Raw genomic sequence first — 15003 nt, 5'->3', positions numbered from 1 at the left:
GACTGTCCGGCATGTCCGCGTTCAGCCCAGGCCAACGGATTCACGACCGGTTCACCCTGCGGGAGCTGATCGGCCGGGGCGGCATGTCGGAGGTGTGGCGGGCGACCGACGGCGTGCTCGGCCGCCCGGTCGCGGTCAAGGCGCTCGACTCGTCGCTGGCCGCCGATCCGACGTTATGGCAGGCGACGCTGCGGGAGGCCCGCGCGATCGCCCGGATCGCCCACCCGAACGTCGCCCAGGTGCACGACTACGGCGAGGTGCCCACGTCCACCGGGCACGTCCCCTACCTGGTCATGGAGTTCGTCGAGGGCGTGACACTGGCCGACCGGCTGCGGTCGGGGCCGCTGCCGCCGCCGGAGGCCGCGGCGATCGCCGCCCAGGTCGCGTCGGGGCTGGCCGAGGCGCACCGGCTCGGCGTGGTGCACCGCGACGTCAAGCCGGGCAACATCATGCTGACGGCGGCCGGGGTGAAGATCCTCGACTTCGGGATCGCCACGTTGGCCAACGGCCGGGACTCCGACGGCGGACGACTCATCGGCACGCCCACCTACACCGCGCCGGAACGACTGCGACCAGGCGCCGCGACGCCGGCCGCCGACGTCTACTCGCTCGGTGTCGTGCTCTACGAGATGCTGACCGGCCGGCCGCCGCGGGCGTACGCCGACTGGCAGGAGACGTTCGCGGCGGCTCCGGCGGAGATCCCGCCGATCGACCGGGTGCCCCCTCGGCTGGCCGCGCTCACGACGGCTTGCCTGTCCGCCGACCCGAACCGGCGGCCGACCGCGTCCGCGCTGGCTGCCGCGCTGCCCACCGCGCTCGGCAGCGGTCCCGCGCCGACGGCGTACGCCGCTGGGGTCGCCCGGCCCACCGCAGCGCCCCCGCCGACCATGGTGGCCGCGCTGCCGTCGAAGCCGCCCCAGCGGCGCTCGCGGCTGCTCCCGGCGTTCCTCCTCACCGGCGGCGCGCTGGCGGTGCTGTTGGTGATCATGCTGATCTACAGCCTCTCCGACCGGTCTGCGACGCTTCCGCCGCAGGGCACCGCCACGTCGGCGGCCCCGGCGTCCACGCCGTCGGACGAGCCGAGCCCGTCGCCGTCCAGCGCCGAGGCCAGGTCGCCCGAGGACATCCTCGACGAGATCGCCGCCGTGGTGGACTCCGCCGGACTGCCGAACAGCCGGGCGCGGGATCTGAGCCGCCGCATCGACGACATCCGCAAGAAGCTGGACGACGATCCGGACGAGGCGGCGGACAAGGTCGGCGACCTCCGGAAGAAGGTCACCGACTTCGCCGAGGACGGTCAGCTCGACGCGGCCACGGCCGAACGGCTCACCGCTCTCATCGACCAGCTGGAGAACGCCCTGTAGTCCGTGTGTCCGGAAACACCCGGCGCCTCTTGCCCCCGACCACCGCCTCCGGGTGAAGATCAAGGTCGTGTCCGCACACGCCGACCCCCTCGATCATCGTTACTCCGGCGAACACCCCGTACGCACCGTCGCGTACCTGCTGAGACAGGACCGCCGCCGACTGGCGCTCGGCATCCTCGCCTTCGCCCTCAAACACAGCCCCACCTGGCTGTTGCCGCTGGTCACCGCCAACCTCATCGACGTCGTCGTCCAGCACCGGCCGGTCGCCGAGCTGTGGCTGTCGGCCGGTCTGCTCATCGCGTCATTGAGCCTGAACTACCCGTTCCACGTCCTCTACGTCCGCTGCTGGGCGGGGACGGTACGCCGCATGGGCACCCGGTTGCGCTCCGGGTTGTGCCACCGCATGCAGCAGCTGTCCATCGGCTACTACTCCCGGATGAGCGCCGGGGCGTTGCAGAACAAGGTGATCCGCGACGTCGAGAACGTCGAGCAGATGGTGCAGCAGACCGGCGACATCGGGCTGAGCGCGGTGATGATGCTGCTCGGCGGGCTGATCGTGATCGCCTTCCGGGCGCCCGCGTTCCTGCCCGTCTTCGTGGTCATCGTCCCGTGCGCCGCGGTCCTGGCCATGAAGCTGCGCGGGCGGATGCGTACCGACAACGAACGGTTCCGCCGCGAGGTCGAGCAGTTGTCGACCCGCGTCTCCGAGATGACGACCCTCATCCCGATCACCCGCGCGCACGGCCTCGAACGGACCGCCCTCCGCCGGGTCGACGGCACGCTGTGGCGGGTCTTCGAAGCCGGCCTACGGGTCGACGTGCTCAACGGCCGCTTCGGCGCGCTCGCCTGGACGACGCTCAACGTGCTCGGCGCGGGCTGCCTCACCAGCGCGGCGCTCGCGGCGTACTCGGGCTGGATCACCCCCGGCGACGTCGTGATGCTCAGCGCGTTCTTCGGCACGCTCACCTCCGCCACCACCGGGCTCATGAGCCTCGGCCCGATCTTCGTGCGCGGCCTCGAATCGGTCCGCTCCGTCGGCGAGGTCCTCCAGGAACCCGACCTGGAGACCAACGAGGCCAAGGCGAAGGTCACCGAGGTGCGGGGCGAGGTCGCCTTCGATTCCGTCGGGTACGCGTACGCGGGCGGATCAGGCGCGGCCGTCGAGGACTTCAACCTGACGGTGGCGGCCGGGGAACGGATCGCCTTCGTCGGGGCGTCCGGCGCGGGGAAGTCGACCGTGCTCAACCTGGTCATCGGATTCCTGCGGCCGACGTCCGGCCGGATCCTGCTGGACGGCCGGGACATGCAGGAGTTGGACCTCCGGTCTTACCGGACCTTCGTCTCGGTGGTGCCCCAGGAGCCCATCCTGTTCGAGGGCACGATCCGCGACAACGTCGCCTACGGGCTGCCCGACGTCTCGCTGGAGCGCGTACGCGAAGCGCTGGCCGACGCCAACGCGCTCGACTTCATCGACGCCCTGCCCGACGGGGTCGACACCGTCGTGGGCGAACGCGGGGCGCGGCTGTCCGGCGGCCAGCGGCAGCGGCTGGCCATCGCCCGGGCACTGATCCGCGACCCCCGCATCCTGGTGCTCGACGAGGCGACCTCGGCTCTGGACACCCACTCCGAACGCCTCATCCAGCAGGCCCTGGAACGGCTGGTCCACGGGCGTACGGTATTCGTCGTCGCACACCGGCTGTCGACGATCCGCACCGCCGACCGCATCGTCGTCATGCGCGACGGCCGGATCGTCGAGACCGGTACGCACGACTCCCTCGTCGCTTCCGCCGGGGCATACGCCTCACTCCTCTGACCGGCTGCCCATGTGGGCGCTGGATCAGGGTTCCCGGTCGAATCTTGCGCCAAGATTCGACCTAGAACCCTGATCCAGCGCCCGCCGGGGGAACTCAGCTCAGAGCGAGCCGGTGGACACCGCCGTTTCGCGTACCGGCGAACAACCACTTCCCGTCGCCGCTGACCGCCAGCGACAGCACGTCGAGGTTCTGGAGCGCGTTCGACACGTTGTGCCACGTACGCCCACCGTCGGTGCTGCGCAGCACGCCACGCCCGCCCTTGAGCACCCCGTACGCCGAGTAGCTGGTCGTCGCCGCGTAATACACGCCGTTGACCTGGACGATGTCGGAGACCCACAAATCGAGCGGCCCGGCGTCGCCGGCACGGAAAGTGGCTCCGCCATCGGTGCTCGACCACAGCTGCGAACCGCCGACGACCATCCGGCGACCGTCGAACGAGATCGCGTTGACCTGTCCGTCGAGGACCTTCGTCGAGGTCACACCCCCGTCGTCGGACCGGTAGAGCCCTTCCGGCGTGCCGTACCACATGCGGTTCGGTTTGGCCGGGTCACCGGCGAGCGCCGTGGCGTACCGGTCCTGGTAGAGGTTCTTCCAGGTCTGGCCCCCGTCGGCGGTGCTCAACGTGGCGACCGCGTCGATGCGGCCCCAGCTGACCGAGACGCGGTCCGGGTCGGCCGGGTGCACGAGCAGCGCGAGCGGGATGCCGTTCTGGTGGGCCTTGGTCTCCCAGGTGACCCCGCTGTCGCCGCTGCGATCCACGTCGAAGCCGCCGAAGGCGTTGGTCCGGACCTTCCACACGACCGTCGGGTTCTGCGGCGAGACCGCCACCAACGGGACTTCCGCCCCGACGTATCCCTCGCCGTCGGCCGCACCCCACTCGGGCGTGGTCGAAGACGTGCTCGTCCGGTAGATCCCGTTGCCGGTCCCGGCGATCAGCTCCGCCCCAGCCACGGTGAGGCTGGTGACGCTGGCCGACTGGACGCCCAGCCGCCGGTATCCGTCGGGAAGGAGGGAGTACACCCCGGAGGTGTTGGTGACGACGGTCGACTGTCCCCAGTGGTCGAAGTCCCGATCGATGTCCGCGCCCGAGGGCGGTTCGATCCTCTCCCAGGTACGCCCGTGGTCGTGCCCGATCAGGCCGTCCCCGATGTACGTGATGACGTAGAGGTCGCCGCCGGACTGGCGCAGCTCGTACGGGCCGAACGACTTGGCGTACAAGGTGTTCCAGGTCTGGCCGCCGTCGTGCGAGCCCACCACGCCGGTCTGCCCGACCAGGACCGCCACCACGCCGTCGTCGGCGACCAATTGCGAGACGTACCGGGTGTTCGAGTAGACGTTGACCGCGGCGTCGACGATGCCCGGCCGTTTCCACACACCGCTCGCGGTGCCGAGGTAGAGGTCTCCGTTGCCCAGACCGATCTTCGTGACCGGCTCGGCCACCCCGGTGTCGTACGCCGTCCAGCTGTCGCCGCCGTTCCAGCTGACCTGGAGCCGGCTGTCCCCGACGAGGGCGACCAGCACCTTGGTCTGCGTGTCCGAGACCAGCTGTCCGATCCAGCCGTTGGCGGGCAGCGGCAGCGTCTCCCAGGTCTTCCCACGATCGTCCGTACGCAGAATCCGCCCGCCCGTCATGGGATCGTTGACGGGGTACCACATCCGGTCGGGGTTGGCCGCGTCGGCGACGGGTTCGAGCAAGCCGGCCGCGCCGCTGATGGGCAGCCGCGCGGACTGCTTCCAGGTGGCGCCCTGGTCCCCGGTGACCCATGGGGACGCCGTGTCCTCCGTCGCGAGGATGCCGGTGCCGGACGGGCCGGTGGCGAGGAAGCCGCCGCCGCTGTTGGGGCCGATCGGCTGCCACGCCGATCCCCGCGTGGACTCCGGCGTCACCTCGAACCCGCCCCAGCCGATCAGGCGCTGACCGGAGACCGCCGTGGCTTGCGCCGTCACGGCGTACGCCCCGTCCGCCGACTCGTCGAGGGTGGCGACGTAGCCACCGGACGCGTTCGGCTGGGTGGTCACGGTGTACGACCGGCCGCGCGGACGGTCCACCGTGATCACCGGCGGGGCGGTCAGCCCGGTCCAGGACTGCACCCACACCGTCGAGTGCCCGTCGCTGGGGTCCGGTGACGCCTGCACGACGAGCGGGTGCACCACCAGTAGGTACGGAATGGTGACTTGGCCTGCCGACGAGGTAGCCGTGACGTACCCGGCGATCTCCGTGTCGGCCGTCGGGCGCTTGGCCTTCAGCGTCACGGTCACGGTGGCGGTGCCGTTCGCCGGAACGGTGACCCGGTCCGGCTTGACGGAGACGTCGCGGCTGCTCGCGGCGAGCCGCATGGCCACCGGCTTCGGGGATTCGTTGCGGACAGTCACAGTGCGGGTTCCACCGACGGTGCCGGACGACAGGTCCGCCAGCCCGTACGAGATGGTCGACGGGGTTGCCGACAGCACGGTCCGAGCCGCCGCCGCGACGTCCAACCGGCCCGCGCCCGACGTGGTGGGTCCGGTCGACAACGGCTTCGCCGATCCGATCAGCGAGGCCGAGATCTGCGACGCGGACTCGTCCGGGTGCAGCTGACGCAGCAGCGCCGCCGCGCCCGCCACGTGCGGCGCGGCCATCGAGGTGCCGGACAGGCGGTACTGGCCCGGCCCGAACAGGCTGGTCGGGACGGTCGAGCGGATCTCATAGCCGGGCGCGACGATGTCCGGCTTCAGCCCCCATCGCAGCGACGGGCCGCGCGAGGAGAACGACGCGATCTGGTCGGTCGCGTCCTCGCTTCGGATCTGCAACGTCAGCGGTCCCTGGGCCAGCAACGCTGCCAGCTCGGGATACTGCGTCTCGTCCATGCCCAGCACGACCAGCGAATCCATCCGGTAGAGATCACCGGACTCGGTCACGCCGGGCCGCGCGGTGATCTTCCCCGTCGAGGCGGTCGCGGGTACCCCGGAGGCGGCGGCGAGCACCGGTCCCCCAGTCGCGTCCTGACCACCGAGCAGCGCCAAGGCGCCGCGCTTCTCCAGGTCCTTGGCGAGGTCGATCTGCTCCTGCCACAGGTCGTAGAAGGTATGCGCGACATAGCCGTTGAGCAGGGCGATCTTGCCGTGCAAGTCACCGGCCGCGTCGATCTCCTCCGGCGTTCCGTAACCGATGCTGACGACCGGCGCGGTCACCGGGCTCGTGGCCGGGTTCGCCGAGATCTGCCCGCGGTAGGTCTGCACCTTCGCGCCGTCGCGGTAGACCACCGGCTGGCGCAGATTGCTCACCGACGCGCCGACCGCGATCACACCGTCCGCCGCGGCGGGGCTGCCGACCGACATCGCGCCCGGTCCGTCGTTGCCGGCCGCGGCCACCACGACGATCCCGGCCGCGCTCGCGGCCGAGGCCGCCAGGCCCAGCGGGTCCAAGCCGTCCGCGTACCCGCCCAGGCTCATGTTGATCACGTCCGCGCGGTTCGGGTTCGCGGGATCGCTCGCGGCCTCGATCGCCGCGACGATGTCCTCGGTCTCGCCGAAGCCCTGGTCGTTCATCACCTTGTACGCCAAGAGCCGAGCACCGGGTGCGACACCCGTGATCCCACCGGGCTGCGCGGCCTTGCCCGCGATGATGCCCGCGACGTGCGTGCCGTGGCCGTTGTCGTCCATGGGATCGGCGTCGTCGTTCACGTAGTCGTAGCCGCCGACGACCTTGTGCCCGGGGCCGAAGCCGCCGCCGAGGTCCGGATGCGAGTAGTCCACGCCGCTGTCGATGACGGCGACGGTCACTCCGGTGCCGGTGGCCGGCGTACCGCTCGGGTCCTGCTCCTGCCACACGTCGGTGGCGCCGATGAGCGGCACGCTCACGTCGGTGTACGCGCGTACACGCAGGTTGTCGTAGACGCCGGTGACGCCGGGGACCTTGGCGAGCGTGGCCACCTCGGACGCGGGCACGGTCATCGCGACCGCGTTGACGAGGAGCGTGAACTGGTGTTCCGCCTTGGGATGCACGCCCTTGCCGCGAGCTGTGGCGAGGAAGGCGTGCTGCCGGTCGGACAGTGCCCGGCGAGCCTGGCCGACCTGGTCGGCACCGGCGCCACGGGCGTTGCGGAGCGAGCCGGCCGGGGCCGCGGTCGCGGCGGCCGCTCCGTCCAGCGTGACGATGACGCGTCGCAGCGGGTCGGGCGCGGCGGCGGAACCCGCCGGCGCGTACGCCGACAGCCCGCCGAACGCCAGGACCGCGCTCACGGCGACGGCGAGGGATCGGGGTGGGGTGGACCTCATGGGTGTTGTGCCTACCGACGAGCGGGGTGGCCGGGCAAGATCTCGCTCTGGCCCATTGCTGCCGGTGGCACACGTGGGCCAAGATCGTGCCCATGTCTGGAGAGCTGACAGCGGCCGGTGTCGACCCCTTCGACGAGGAGGTCTACCGGGCGATCCTGACCCGGCATCAGGCGTCCCCCGCCGATCTCGCGGCGGATCTGGGGCACTCGGCCGACCGGATCGCGCGCGCCCTCGACCGGTTGCGGGAGCAGGGACTCGTCGGACGGCTCGCCGGCTCCCGCCGCCGGTACGCCGCGATCGAACCGCAGGCGGCGGTGACGGCGTTGGTGCGTACGCGGGCGGCGGAGCTGGATCAGGTGCAGGCGGCGGCGACCCGGCTCTCGGCGCTGTTCGCGTCGGCCCACAGCGGACGCGGCGAGGAGATCGAGATCGCCGACGGCAGTGAGGCGCTGGGTCGCTGGTTCGTGCAGCTCCAGCAGGAGGCCCGGGAGGAGATCATCACCCTCGATCGCCCCCCGTACGCGCTGACCACCTCCAATCCGGTGGAGAAGACGGCGATGGCCCGGGGAGTGCAGTACCGGGCGATCTACGCGCCCGAGGCGTTGGAGTGGCCCGGTGTCCTGGGCGACATCCGGGAACTCGTCCGGCACGGGGAGCAGGCTCGGGTGCTGCCGGGGCTGCGGGTGAAGGTCGCCATCGCCGATCGGCGGCTCGCCCTGATGCCGTTGTCGCTCGACCTCACCCGCGTACGCGCGGCGGTGATCCGGCCGTCGACGCTGCTCGACGCCTTGGTGGACTACTGGGAGCTGGCCTGGCGGCAGGCGGTCCCGTTGGACGCCCCGGCCGACGACATCCTGGCCGAGGACGATCGCGCACTGCTGACGCTGCTGGTCAGCGGGTTGAAGGACGAGGCGATCGCCCGCCAGCTCGGCTGGTCCGTACGCACGATGCGCCGCCGGATCAGCCGCCTGCACGACCTCCTCGGTGCGGCCAACCGCTTCCAGGCCGGCGTCATCGCCGCCCGCCGCGGCTGGCTCTGATCAGTGGGCAGCGCAACGGATCCAGGTGAAAATCTGCGCTCGTAAGACTAGATTTTCTTGTTCGGATGAACTAGATTATCGGGTGTCATCGGAAGATGACATGTCGCTACAGCTGCATGGGGCTCATTTTCATGGAGGTGTCAACGATGGCCTCGATGCGACTCGATCCCTTCCGCGAACTCGACCGCTGGGCGAACGAGCTCATGGGCACGACTCGCGCTCCCCGGCTGATGCCGATGGACGCCTACCGGCTCGACGACAAGTACGTCCTGCGGTTCGATCTTCCCGGCGTCGACACGGACGCGATCGAGGTGACCGCCGAACGGAACACACTCACGGTCAAGGCCCGGCGCGGGGTGGAAAGCCCCGAGGGCGCCGAGTTCGTCGTCGACGAGCGGCCCTCCGGCACTTATGCCCGGCAGGTCGTCCTCGGTGACGGCCTGGACGTGGAGTCGGTGCAGGCGGACTGCCACAACGGCGTGCTCACCGTGACCATCCCGGTCGCCGAGAAGGCCAAGCCGCGCCGGATCGCCGTCGGCCGCGGCGGATTCGGCGACCAGAAGGTGATCGAGGGCAGCACCAGCGAGCGGACTGCCTCGACCTGATCCTGTTTCCGCTGTCGCGGCCGGTCCCGGGTTCGCCGTGCGTCCCGGACCGGCCGCCTTGCTTCCCCGGAGGAATCCCGTGATCCCAGCCGAGCCGCCGGTACCGACCGCCGCCCAGCTCGCCGGCAACCTCGACGACGGCGACTTCCCGGCGTACTCGATGAGCGCCGCCGCCGCGATGCTGGGCGTCCAGCCCGCCTTCCTGCGCGGATTGGGCGACAACGGGCTGCTCGATCCGGCTCGCTCCGACGGCGGGCATCGGCGCTACTCCCGGGCTGACCTGCAGATCGCCGCGCGCGCCCGAGAAGTCGTCGACGCCGGGATGAACCTGGCGGCCGCCTGCCGCATCGTGGAACTTGAGGCCGAACTGGCTCGTACGCGGGCCGAACTGGCCGAAGCGCGGCGCACCCTCCGCCGGCTCCGCGGCAAGACCGAGGGCTGATCGAGATCTGCCGAGACGGCGAGTGGAACAGGGCGGGCATCGCGGTGGCGGGCCCGCCCTGTCCGGCGGGGAGGAAAGGTCCCGTCTTGGGGGCACAGACGCAGCACGCCCGGAGACGGTTCCCTTCCTCCGGCGAAATCTTTAGAGGGTCAGCGTCCAGCTGTTGATGTAGCCGGTGTCGGCGCTGGCGGCGTCTTGTACGCGCAGGTTCCAGGTGCCGTTGCGTACCTCGGTGGACAGGTTGACGGTGAAGGTCTGGTCGATGTTGTCGGCCGACCCGCCGGTGCGGTTGCGCAGGGCGTACACCGAGCCGTCCGGGGCGACCAGCGAGACGACGAGGTCACCGACGTAGGTGTGCACGATGTGCACCTCGACGGTGGAGGTCGAGCTGGCGTTGCCGGTGCAGCCGGCGATGGTGATCGCGCTGTTCACCGTGGTGTTGTCGGGGATGGTGACGTCGGTGCCGTTGGTGCCGGTGCAGGCCGGCGGCGCCGATCCGCCGAGGTTGAGCGTCCAGCTATTGATGTAGCCCGTGTCGTTGCTGGCGGCGTCCTGTACGCGTAGCCGCCAGGTGCCGTTGGCGACCTCGCTGGACAGGTTGACGGTGTAGGTGGTGTCGATGTTGTCGGTCGAGCCGCCGGCCCGGTTGGACAGCGTGTAGACGGTGCCGTCCGGGGCGACGAGGGAGACGACGAGGTCACCGATGTAGGTGTGGACGATGTGCACCTCGACGGTGGAGCCCGCGCCGGCGTTGCCGGTGCAGCCGGAGATCGTGATCAGGGACTCGACCGTGGTGTTGTCCGGGATCGTCACGTCGGTCGCGTTGGTCTGCGAGCATCCGGCCGCGCCGTTGACCGTCAAGGTGAACGTCGCGCTGTGCGTCGCCGACGTCCCGGTGCCGGTCAGGGTGATCGTGTAGGTGCCGGGGGCGGCCGAGGCCGACGCCGTGATCGTGGCGGTCGAGGAGCCGCCGGTGGTCACCGTCGACGGGCTGAAGGACACGGTCACGCCGCTGGGCGTACCACTTGAGGTGAGCGAGATGGATTGCGCGGACCCGTTGGTGAGCGCGGTGCTGACGGTCGTGGTGAGCGAGCTGCCCGGGTTGACCGCGCCCGAGGCGGGCGAGGCCGCGATCGAGAAGTCGTTGCCCGCGGGCGTGCCCACCGCGTAGTTCCACAGCGCGTAGGCCGCGGCGTCGCCCGCACGGTCGAGGACCGTGTCGCTGATGTTGCTCGGGTAGGTGTCGCAGGCCCGGTGGTAGCACGGGTCGTAGGACGCCCCGGCGGTGCCGCCCCACTTGGTGGCCTGGGCCGAGGTCTTGATCGCGCTCGCGCCGGCCGCGACCCCGCTGGTCTGGATGCCCGCGCTGTTGAACGACGCGTCGTCGGACCGCCCGGCGCCCTCGGTGTTCTCCTCGGTCTGTACGCCGATCGAGTCGTAGTACGCCTTGACGGTCTGACCGATCGCGCTGGTGATGCGGTTGATGAAGTATCCGCCGTTGGTCGACGCGACCATGTCGAAGTTGAAGTAGCCCTTGATCTTGGCGCGTTCGGTGGAGTTCAGGGTGGAGACGTAGTACTCCGAGCCGTTGAGGCCCTGCTCCTCGTCGGTCCACCAGCCGAACCGGGCGTGGTTGAGCATCGCCGGGTTCTGCGCCGCGAGCGTCAGCGCGATCTCCAGGATCGTCGCCGAGCCGGAGCCGTTGTCGTTGATGCCAGGCCCGGCGCTGACGCTGTCCAGGTGGGCGCCGAGCATGTAGACGGTGTTGGCGTCACCGCCGCCGCCCGGCCAGTCGGCGATGATGTTCGGCCCGGCGCCGCTGGTGCAGCCGGACGCGCAGGTCTGCTTCACGACCGAGAACCCGGCCGCGACGAGCTTGTCGTAGACGTAGTTCACCGACGCGGTGTATCCGGCCGTGGTGGACCGCCGGGTGCCGCCGTTGTTGGTGGCGATCGTCTGGAACTGCTGGAGGTGGGCCTTGGTGTTGGCCAGGGAGATGTCGGGCGCGGCTGCTGCTACCGCGCTCGTCTGCGGGGCGGACGCCGGGGCGGTCGCCAGCGCGGGGACGGCCGGGGCGGCGAGGGTGAGCGCCGCGGCCAGGGTGAGGCAGGCGCGCATGATCTGTTTGTGAGTCAACGCCGTACTCCTCGTGACAGGTAGGTGAACCGGGGATCACCGGCTGCTGCGAGGATACGGACGACTACGATGTATGTGAATACCTCAGCTCGGAGTTGGCTCAGGGGCGACTGGGATCGCGCTTCCTTGCACGTACTCGTCCCAAGTCTTGTCGAAATCCGTCCAGCCGTTGCCGTACTGGAGTTGCCGGGAGGTGCCCTTGACGACGACGGGGTCGCCGATCCTGGTCTGCTGGAACAGCCACTTCGCGTTCGCCGCCGACATGTTGATGCACCCGTGCGACACGTTGCGCTTGCCCTGATCGGACACCGACCACGGAGCCGAGTGGATGAACTCGCCGCCCCAGGTCAGTCGCTGCGCCCAGTCGATGTCGACGCGATAGCGGTTGGCCGGATTGGGATCGGTACGCGTGTCGAACACGGTCTTCGCGAACTTCTCGATGACCACCATCGTCCCGCTGGACGACGGCATACTCGGGCGGCCGAGGCTGACGGGGATCTTCTTCAGCACCGCGCCGTTCCTCGTCACCGTCATCACCTTCGGCGACGCCTTGTCGTCCACCGTCATCACCAGCGCCGGACCGATCGAACAGTCCAGCGTCAGATCCGTACGCCCGAAGTAGCCGTCGCCGCAAGGCAGCCCGCCGACTCGCAGGTCGACGCGTACCTTGGTGCCGGACTGCCAGAACTCCTTCGGCCGCCAGTGCAGCTCGGTGTCGGTGTACCAGGTCCAGATGCCTTCCTGCGCGGGCTCCGAGGACACGATCAGCCGCCGTTGGACGGCTGCCCGCTGGTCCTTCGGAATCGCCCGGCTGAGCTGGATGATCAGCGGCATTCCGACGCCGACCACCGCGCCGTCGGCCAGGAAGCTGACGAACCGCACCTGCTTCGACGGCTTCGCCATCACGGTGAACGTGCTGCTCGCGGTGGTGGGCTTGCCGTCGTCGTCGGTGGCCGTCACCGTGGCCGTGTAGGTCTCGCCGTACTCCAGCGTCTTGGCCGGCAGCCAGCCCTTGCCGTCCGGATGCGGTGCGCCGTCGACCGCGGTCCCGTCCTTGCTCTTCAGCTCGACGGTCGTCGCCTTCGCGTCCGTGGCGGAGAACACGATCTCGGCCGAGGCCGGCACGTCCTTCGCGTCCGCGACCGGAGCGGTGATCGTCACCCGCGCCTTGCCCTCGGCCTTCCCGCCACTGCTGCCTTCACTCCCCGGCGTCTTCTTCTCATCGGTGCAGGCGGCGAGACCAGGGAGGCTCGCGCCCGCGCCTACGAGGCCCAATGCGGTCAGCGTGCGGCGGCGTGTCCAGCTCATGACTCATCTATACCCCGAAATGCGCGAGCTTGCCCTTTCGCCGTTTCCGCTGCTCCAGCCCTCGCTCCCCGCGTTCGGCGCTGGATCAGGGTTCTCGGTCGGCGCTGGATCAGGGTTCTCGGTCGGCGCTGGATCAGGGTTCTCGGTCGAATCTTGGCGCAAGATTCGACGGGGAACCCTGATCCAGCGGGCAGCGCGGTCGGTCAGCGGACGCGTACGCCGCCGCGCCACACCCCGACGACGTCGTGGATCGCTTCGGGGTCGGTCAGCGGATTCCCCGCGACGGCCAGCAGGTCCGCCTCGTAACCAGGCCGGATACGCCCGACGCGGTCGCCGATCCGGCAGAGGTCCGCCGCTTGGGAGGTCATCGAGCGCAGGGCTTCGGCCGGGGTGTAGCCGAGCAGGGTCACCATCTCGCCGACGCCGTACGGGAGGCAGTCGTGCGGCTTGGCCGGGCCGATCCCCCCGTCGCTGCTGCACACCACCGGTACGCCCGCCTCCCGGATCTGGTGGAACACACCCGACAGTTGCGGGATCAATGCCGCGATCCGGGGCGGTAGGGGGAATCCGGGCAGATGACCGAGCGTGGCCGAGACGGTGACACCGTTCGTGAGCAGCGCCTGGATGATCCCGGCGTCGGGGGACGCCCCGGTCTCCGTGGTGAACGAGCAGTGCTCCACGGAGTCGAACCCGGCCGAGGCGGCGTTGAAGATGCCGGGCGCACCGTGGGCGTGGGCCGTGATGGGCAACCCGGCTCGATGCGCCTCCTCGACGGCCGCCCGCATGGCGGCCAACCCGAACTGGGCCAGGTGCGGCTGCGTACCGGCGGTCAGTTCACCACCGGTCGCCATCACCTTGACGACGTCGACTCCTCGTTCCGCCCGCTCGCGAACAGCCCGGCGTACGCCGTCGACGCCCAGCGCCTCGCCGCCCAGGAACCAGCAGTGCCCCTTCATCGAGGTGATCGGCGGACCCGCGCTGAGAATGCGGGGCAGCCCGGGATCGCCGCGAAGGGCCAGCGTCACATAGTTGCGATCGCCGAGATCACGGACGGTCGTCACGCCGGCCTGCAGTGCCCGCTCGGCGGCCACCCGCGCTCCAGCCAGCAGTTCCGCGTCGTCCACCCGATCGAACCGCCCGACCGGATCGGTGCTCGCGTCGAAGGTCAGATGGATGTGCGCGTCCACCAGGCCGGGCACCAGGGTCGCGTCACCGAGGTCGACGACCTCCGCGTCGGCGGGCGGCTCCAGGCCGGCGGCCGCCGCCACGATCTGTCCCTGATCGACCAGTACGACCGGCTGTTCCACGAGAGCGGAGCTCTCTCCGTCGAACAGGCGGGCGGCTCGCAGCGCCAACATGGACACACGGTACCGGCCGGCCACCACCCGCCGGCCAGAGCGCCGACCGACATCGCACGCGCGTCTTATTGCAAACTGGTGGCAACAACAGGCACAGTAGCTTGATGATCCCGGGCACCGGCATCCCGACCACCGTAGAAGTCGTCCTGCTCTCCCAGCGGGACGGGCGGCTGCGCTATCGCACCGTGCACGCGGGACTACGGAGCGGCGCGTTTCCCGACGACGTCGCGCTCGGCCTGTCCGGGCTGAAACTCTGCACCCCCGGCGGCCTGCTGCACTCGACGTCCTGGCGGCATACGCCGGACGGGCTGGTCCTCACCTATGCCGCGCTGCCCGATCGGCGACCGGAGCTGGCCACGGCCGACGTGGCCGTCGACGGCATGCGCGCGGGCATCGGCCCGCTCGTGCCCAGCCCGCCGAGCATCGACGCCGACGCCGTGGCCGCCCATGCCTGCCGTCACCTGGCACTGCTGCGCACGACCGACGACTTGGCCGCCGACGCCGCCCGGTCGCAGCCCGAGATCTGGACGCTCATCGCCAAGCTGACCCCGGGCCTGGCAGGCAGCCCGCACCCCCCGAACCTGCTCTGCTGACGACTCAGCCCACCCCGTCCCGTCCCGTCTTCCGCGCTGGATCAGGGATCTGGGTCGAATCTTGGGTCAAGATTCGACCGGGATCC

10 protein-coding genes are annotated in these 15003 nt (G+C 70.3%); 6 read left to right on the top strand and 4 right to left on the bottom strand.

Annotated features, from left to right (window positions below; genetic code table 11):
- Positions 1–11 precede the first annotated feature (11 nt).
- Positions 12–1364: a serine/threonine-protein kinase gene (locus tag AB0H43_RS14780; protein ID WP_359999847.1), complete on the top strand. Its 1353-nt coding sequence runs from the start codon at positions 12–14 to the stop codon at positions 1362–1364.
- A 67-nt stretch (positions 1365–1431) separates the two neighbouring features.
- On the top strand, positions 1432–3177 hold the full coding sequence (locus AB0H43_RS14775) for an ABC transporter ATP-binding protein (RefSeq protein WP_359999846.1): 1746 nt from the start codon (positions 1432–1434) through the stop codon (positions 3175–3177).
- 94 nt (positions 3178–3271) lie between these two features.
- On the opposite strand, the gene AB0H43_RS14770 is transcribed toward AB0H43_RS14775, so the two are convergent.
- A complete protein-coding gene (locus AB0H43_RS14770) occupies positions 3272–7435 on the bottom strand; it encodes a S8 family serine peptidase (RefSeq protein WP_359999845.1) in 4164 nt (1387 codons plus the stop codon).
- 92 nt (positions 7436–7527) lie between these two features.
- On the opposite strand from AB0H43_RS14770, the gene AB0H43_RS14765 reads away from it, so the two are divergent.
- The 3 genes from AB0H43_RS14765 to AB0H43_RS14755 all read left to right on the top strand — a co-directional run bounded on the left by AB0H43_RS14765 (position 7528) and on the right by AB0H43_RS14755 (position 9522).
- Positions 7528–8475, top strand: coding sequence for a helix-turn-helix domain-containing protein (locus tag AB0H43_RS14765; protein WP_359999844.1), 948 nt, complete (start codon positions 7528–7530; stop codon positions 8473–8475).
- A gap of 155 nt (positions 8476–8630) precedes the next feature.
- A complete protein-coding gene (locus AB0H43_RS14760; protein WP_359999843.1) occupies positions 8631–9080 on the top strand; it encodes an Hsp20/alpha crystallin family protein in 450 nt (149 codons plus the stop codon).
- Between the two features lie 79 nt (positions 9081–9159).
- Positions 9160–9522: a MerR family transcriptional regulator gene (locus AB0H43_RS14755; protein WP_359999842.1), complete on the top strand. Its 363-nt coding sequence runs from the start codon at positions 9160–9162 to the stop codon at positions 9520–9522.
- Between the two features lie 141 nt (positions 9523–9663).
- On the opposite strand, the gene AB0H43_RS14750 is transcribed toward AB0H43_RS14755, so the two are convergent.
- The 3 genes from AB0H43_RS14750 to AB0H43_RS14740 form a co-directional block, all read right to left on the bottom strand.
- Positions 9664–11640, bottom strand: a complete 1977-nt coding sequence (locus AB0H43_RS14750) for a M28 family peptidase (RefSeq protein ID WP_359999880.1) — start codon at positions 11638–11640, stop codon at positions 9664–9666.
- A gap of 102 nt (positions 11641–11742) precedes the next feature.
- Positions 11743–12966, bottom strand: coding sequence for an Ig-like domain-containing protein (locus tag AB0H43_RS14745; RefSeq protein ID WP_359999841.1), 1224 nt, complete (start codon positions 12964–12966; stop codon positions 11743–11745).
- 203 nt (positions 12967–13169) lie between these two features.
- Complete coding sequence (locus AB0H43_RS14740; protein WP_359999840.1) at positions 13170–14324, bottom strand: amidohydrolase family protein; 1155 nt, start codon at positions 14322–14324, stop codon at positions 13170–13172.
- Between the two features lie 104 nt (positions 14325–14428).
- On the opposite strand from AB0H43_RS14740, the gene AB0H43_RS14735 reads away from it, so the two are divergent.
- A complete protein-coding gene (locus tag AB0H43_RS14735) occupies positions 14429–14917 on the top strand; it encodes a hypothetical protein (protein WP_359999839.1) in 489 nt (162 codons plus the stop codon).
- Positions 14918–15003: the final 86 nt, after the last annotated feature.

The organism is Hamadaea sp. NPDC050747 (genome assembly GCF_040654195.1).
GTDB lineage: Bacteria > Actinomycetota > Actinomycetes > Mycobacteriales > Micromonosporaceae > Hamadaea.
Note: the sequence above shows the minus strand (reverse complement) of the source record. Positions and strands in the feature narration are given on the sequence as shown.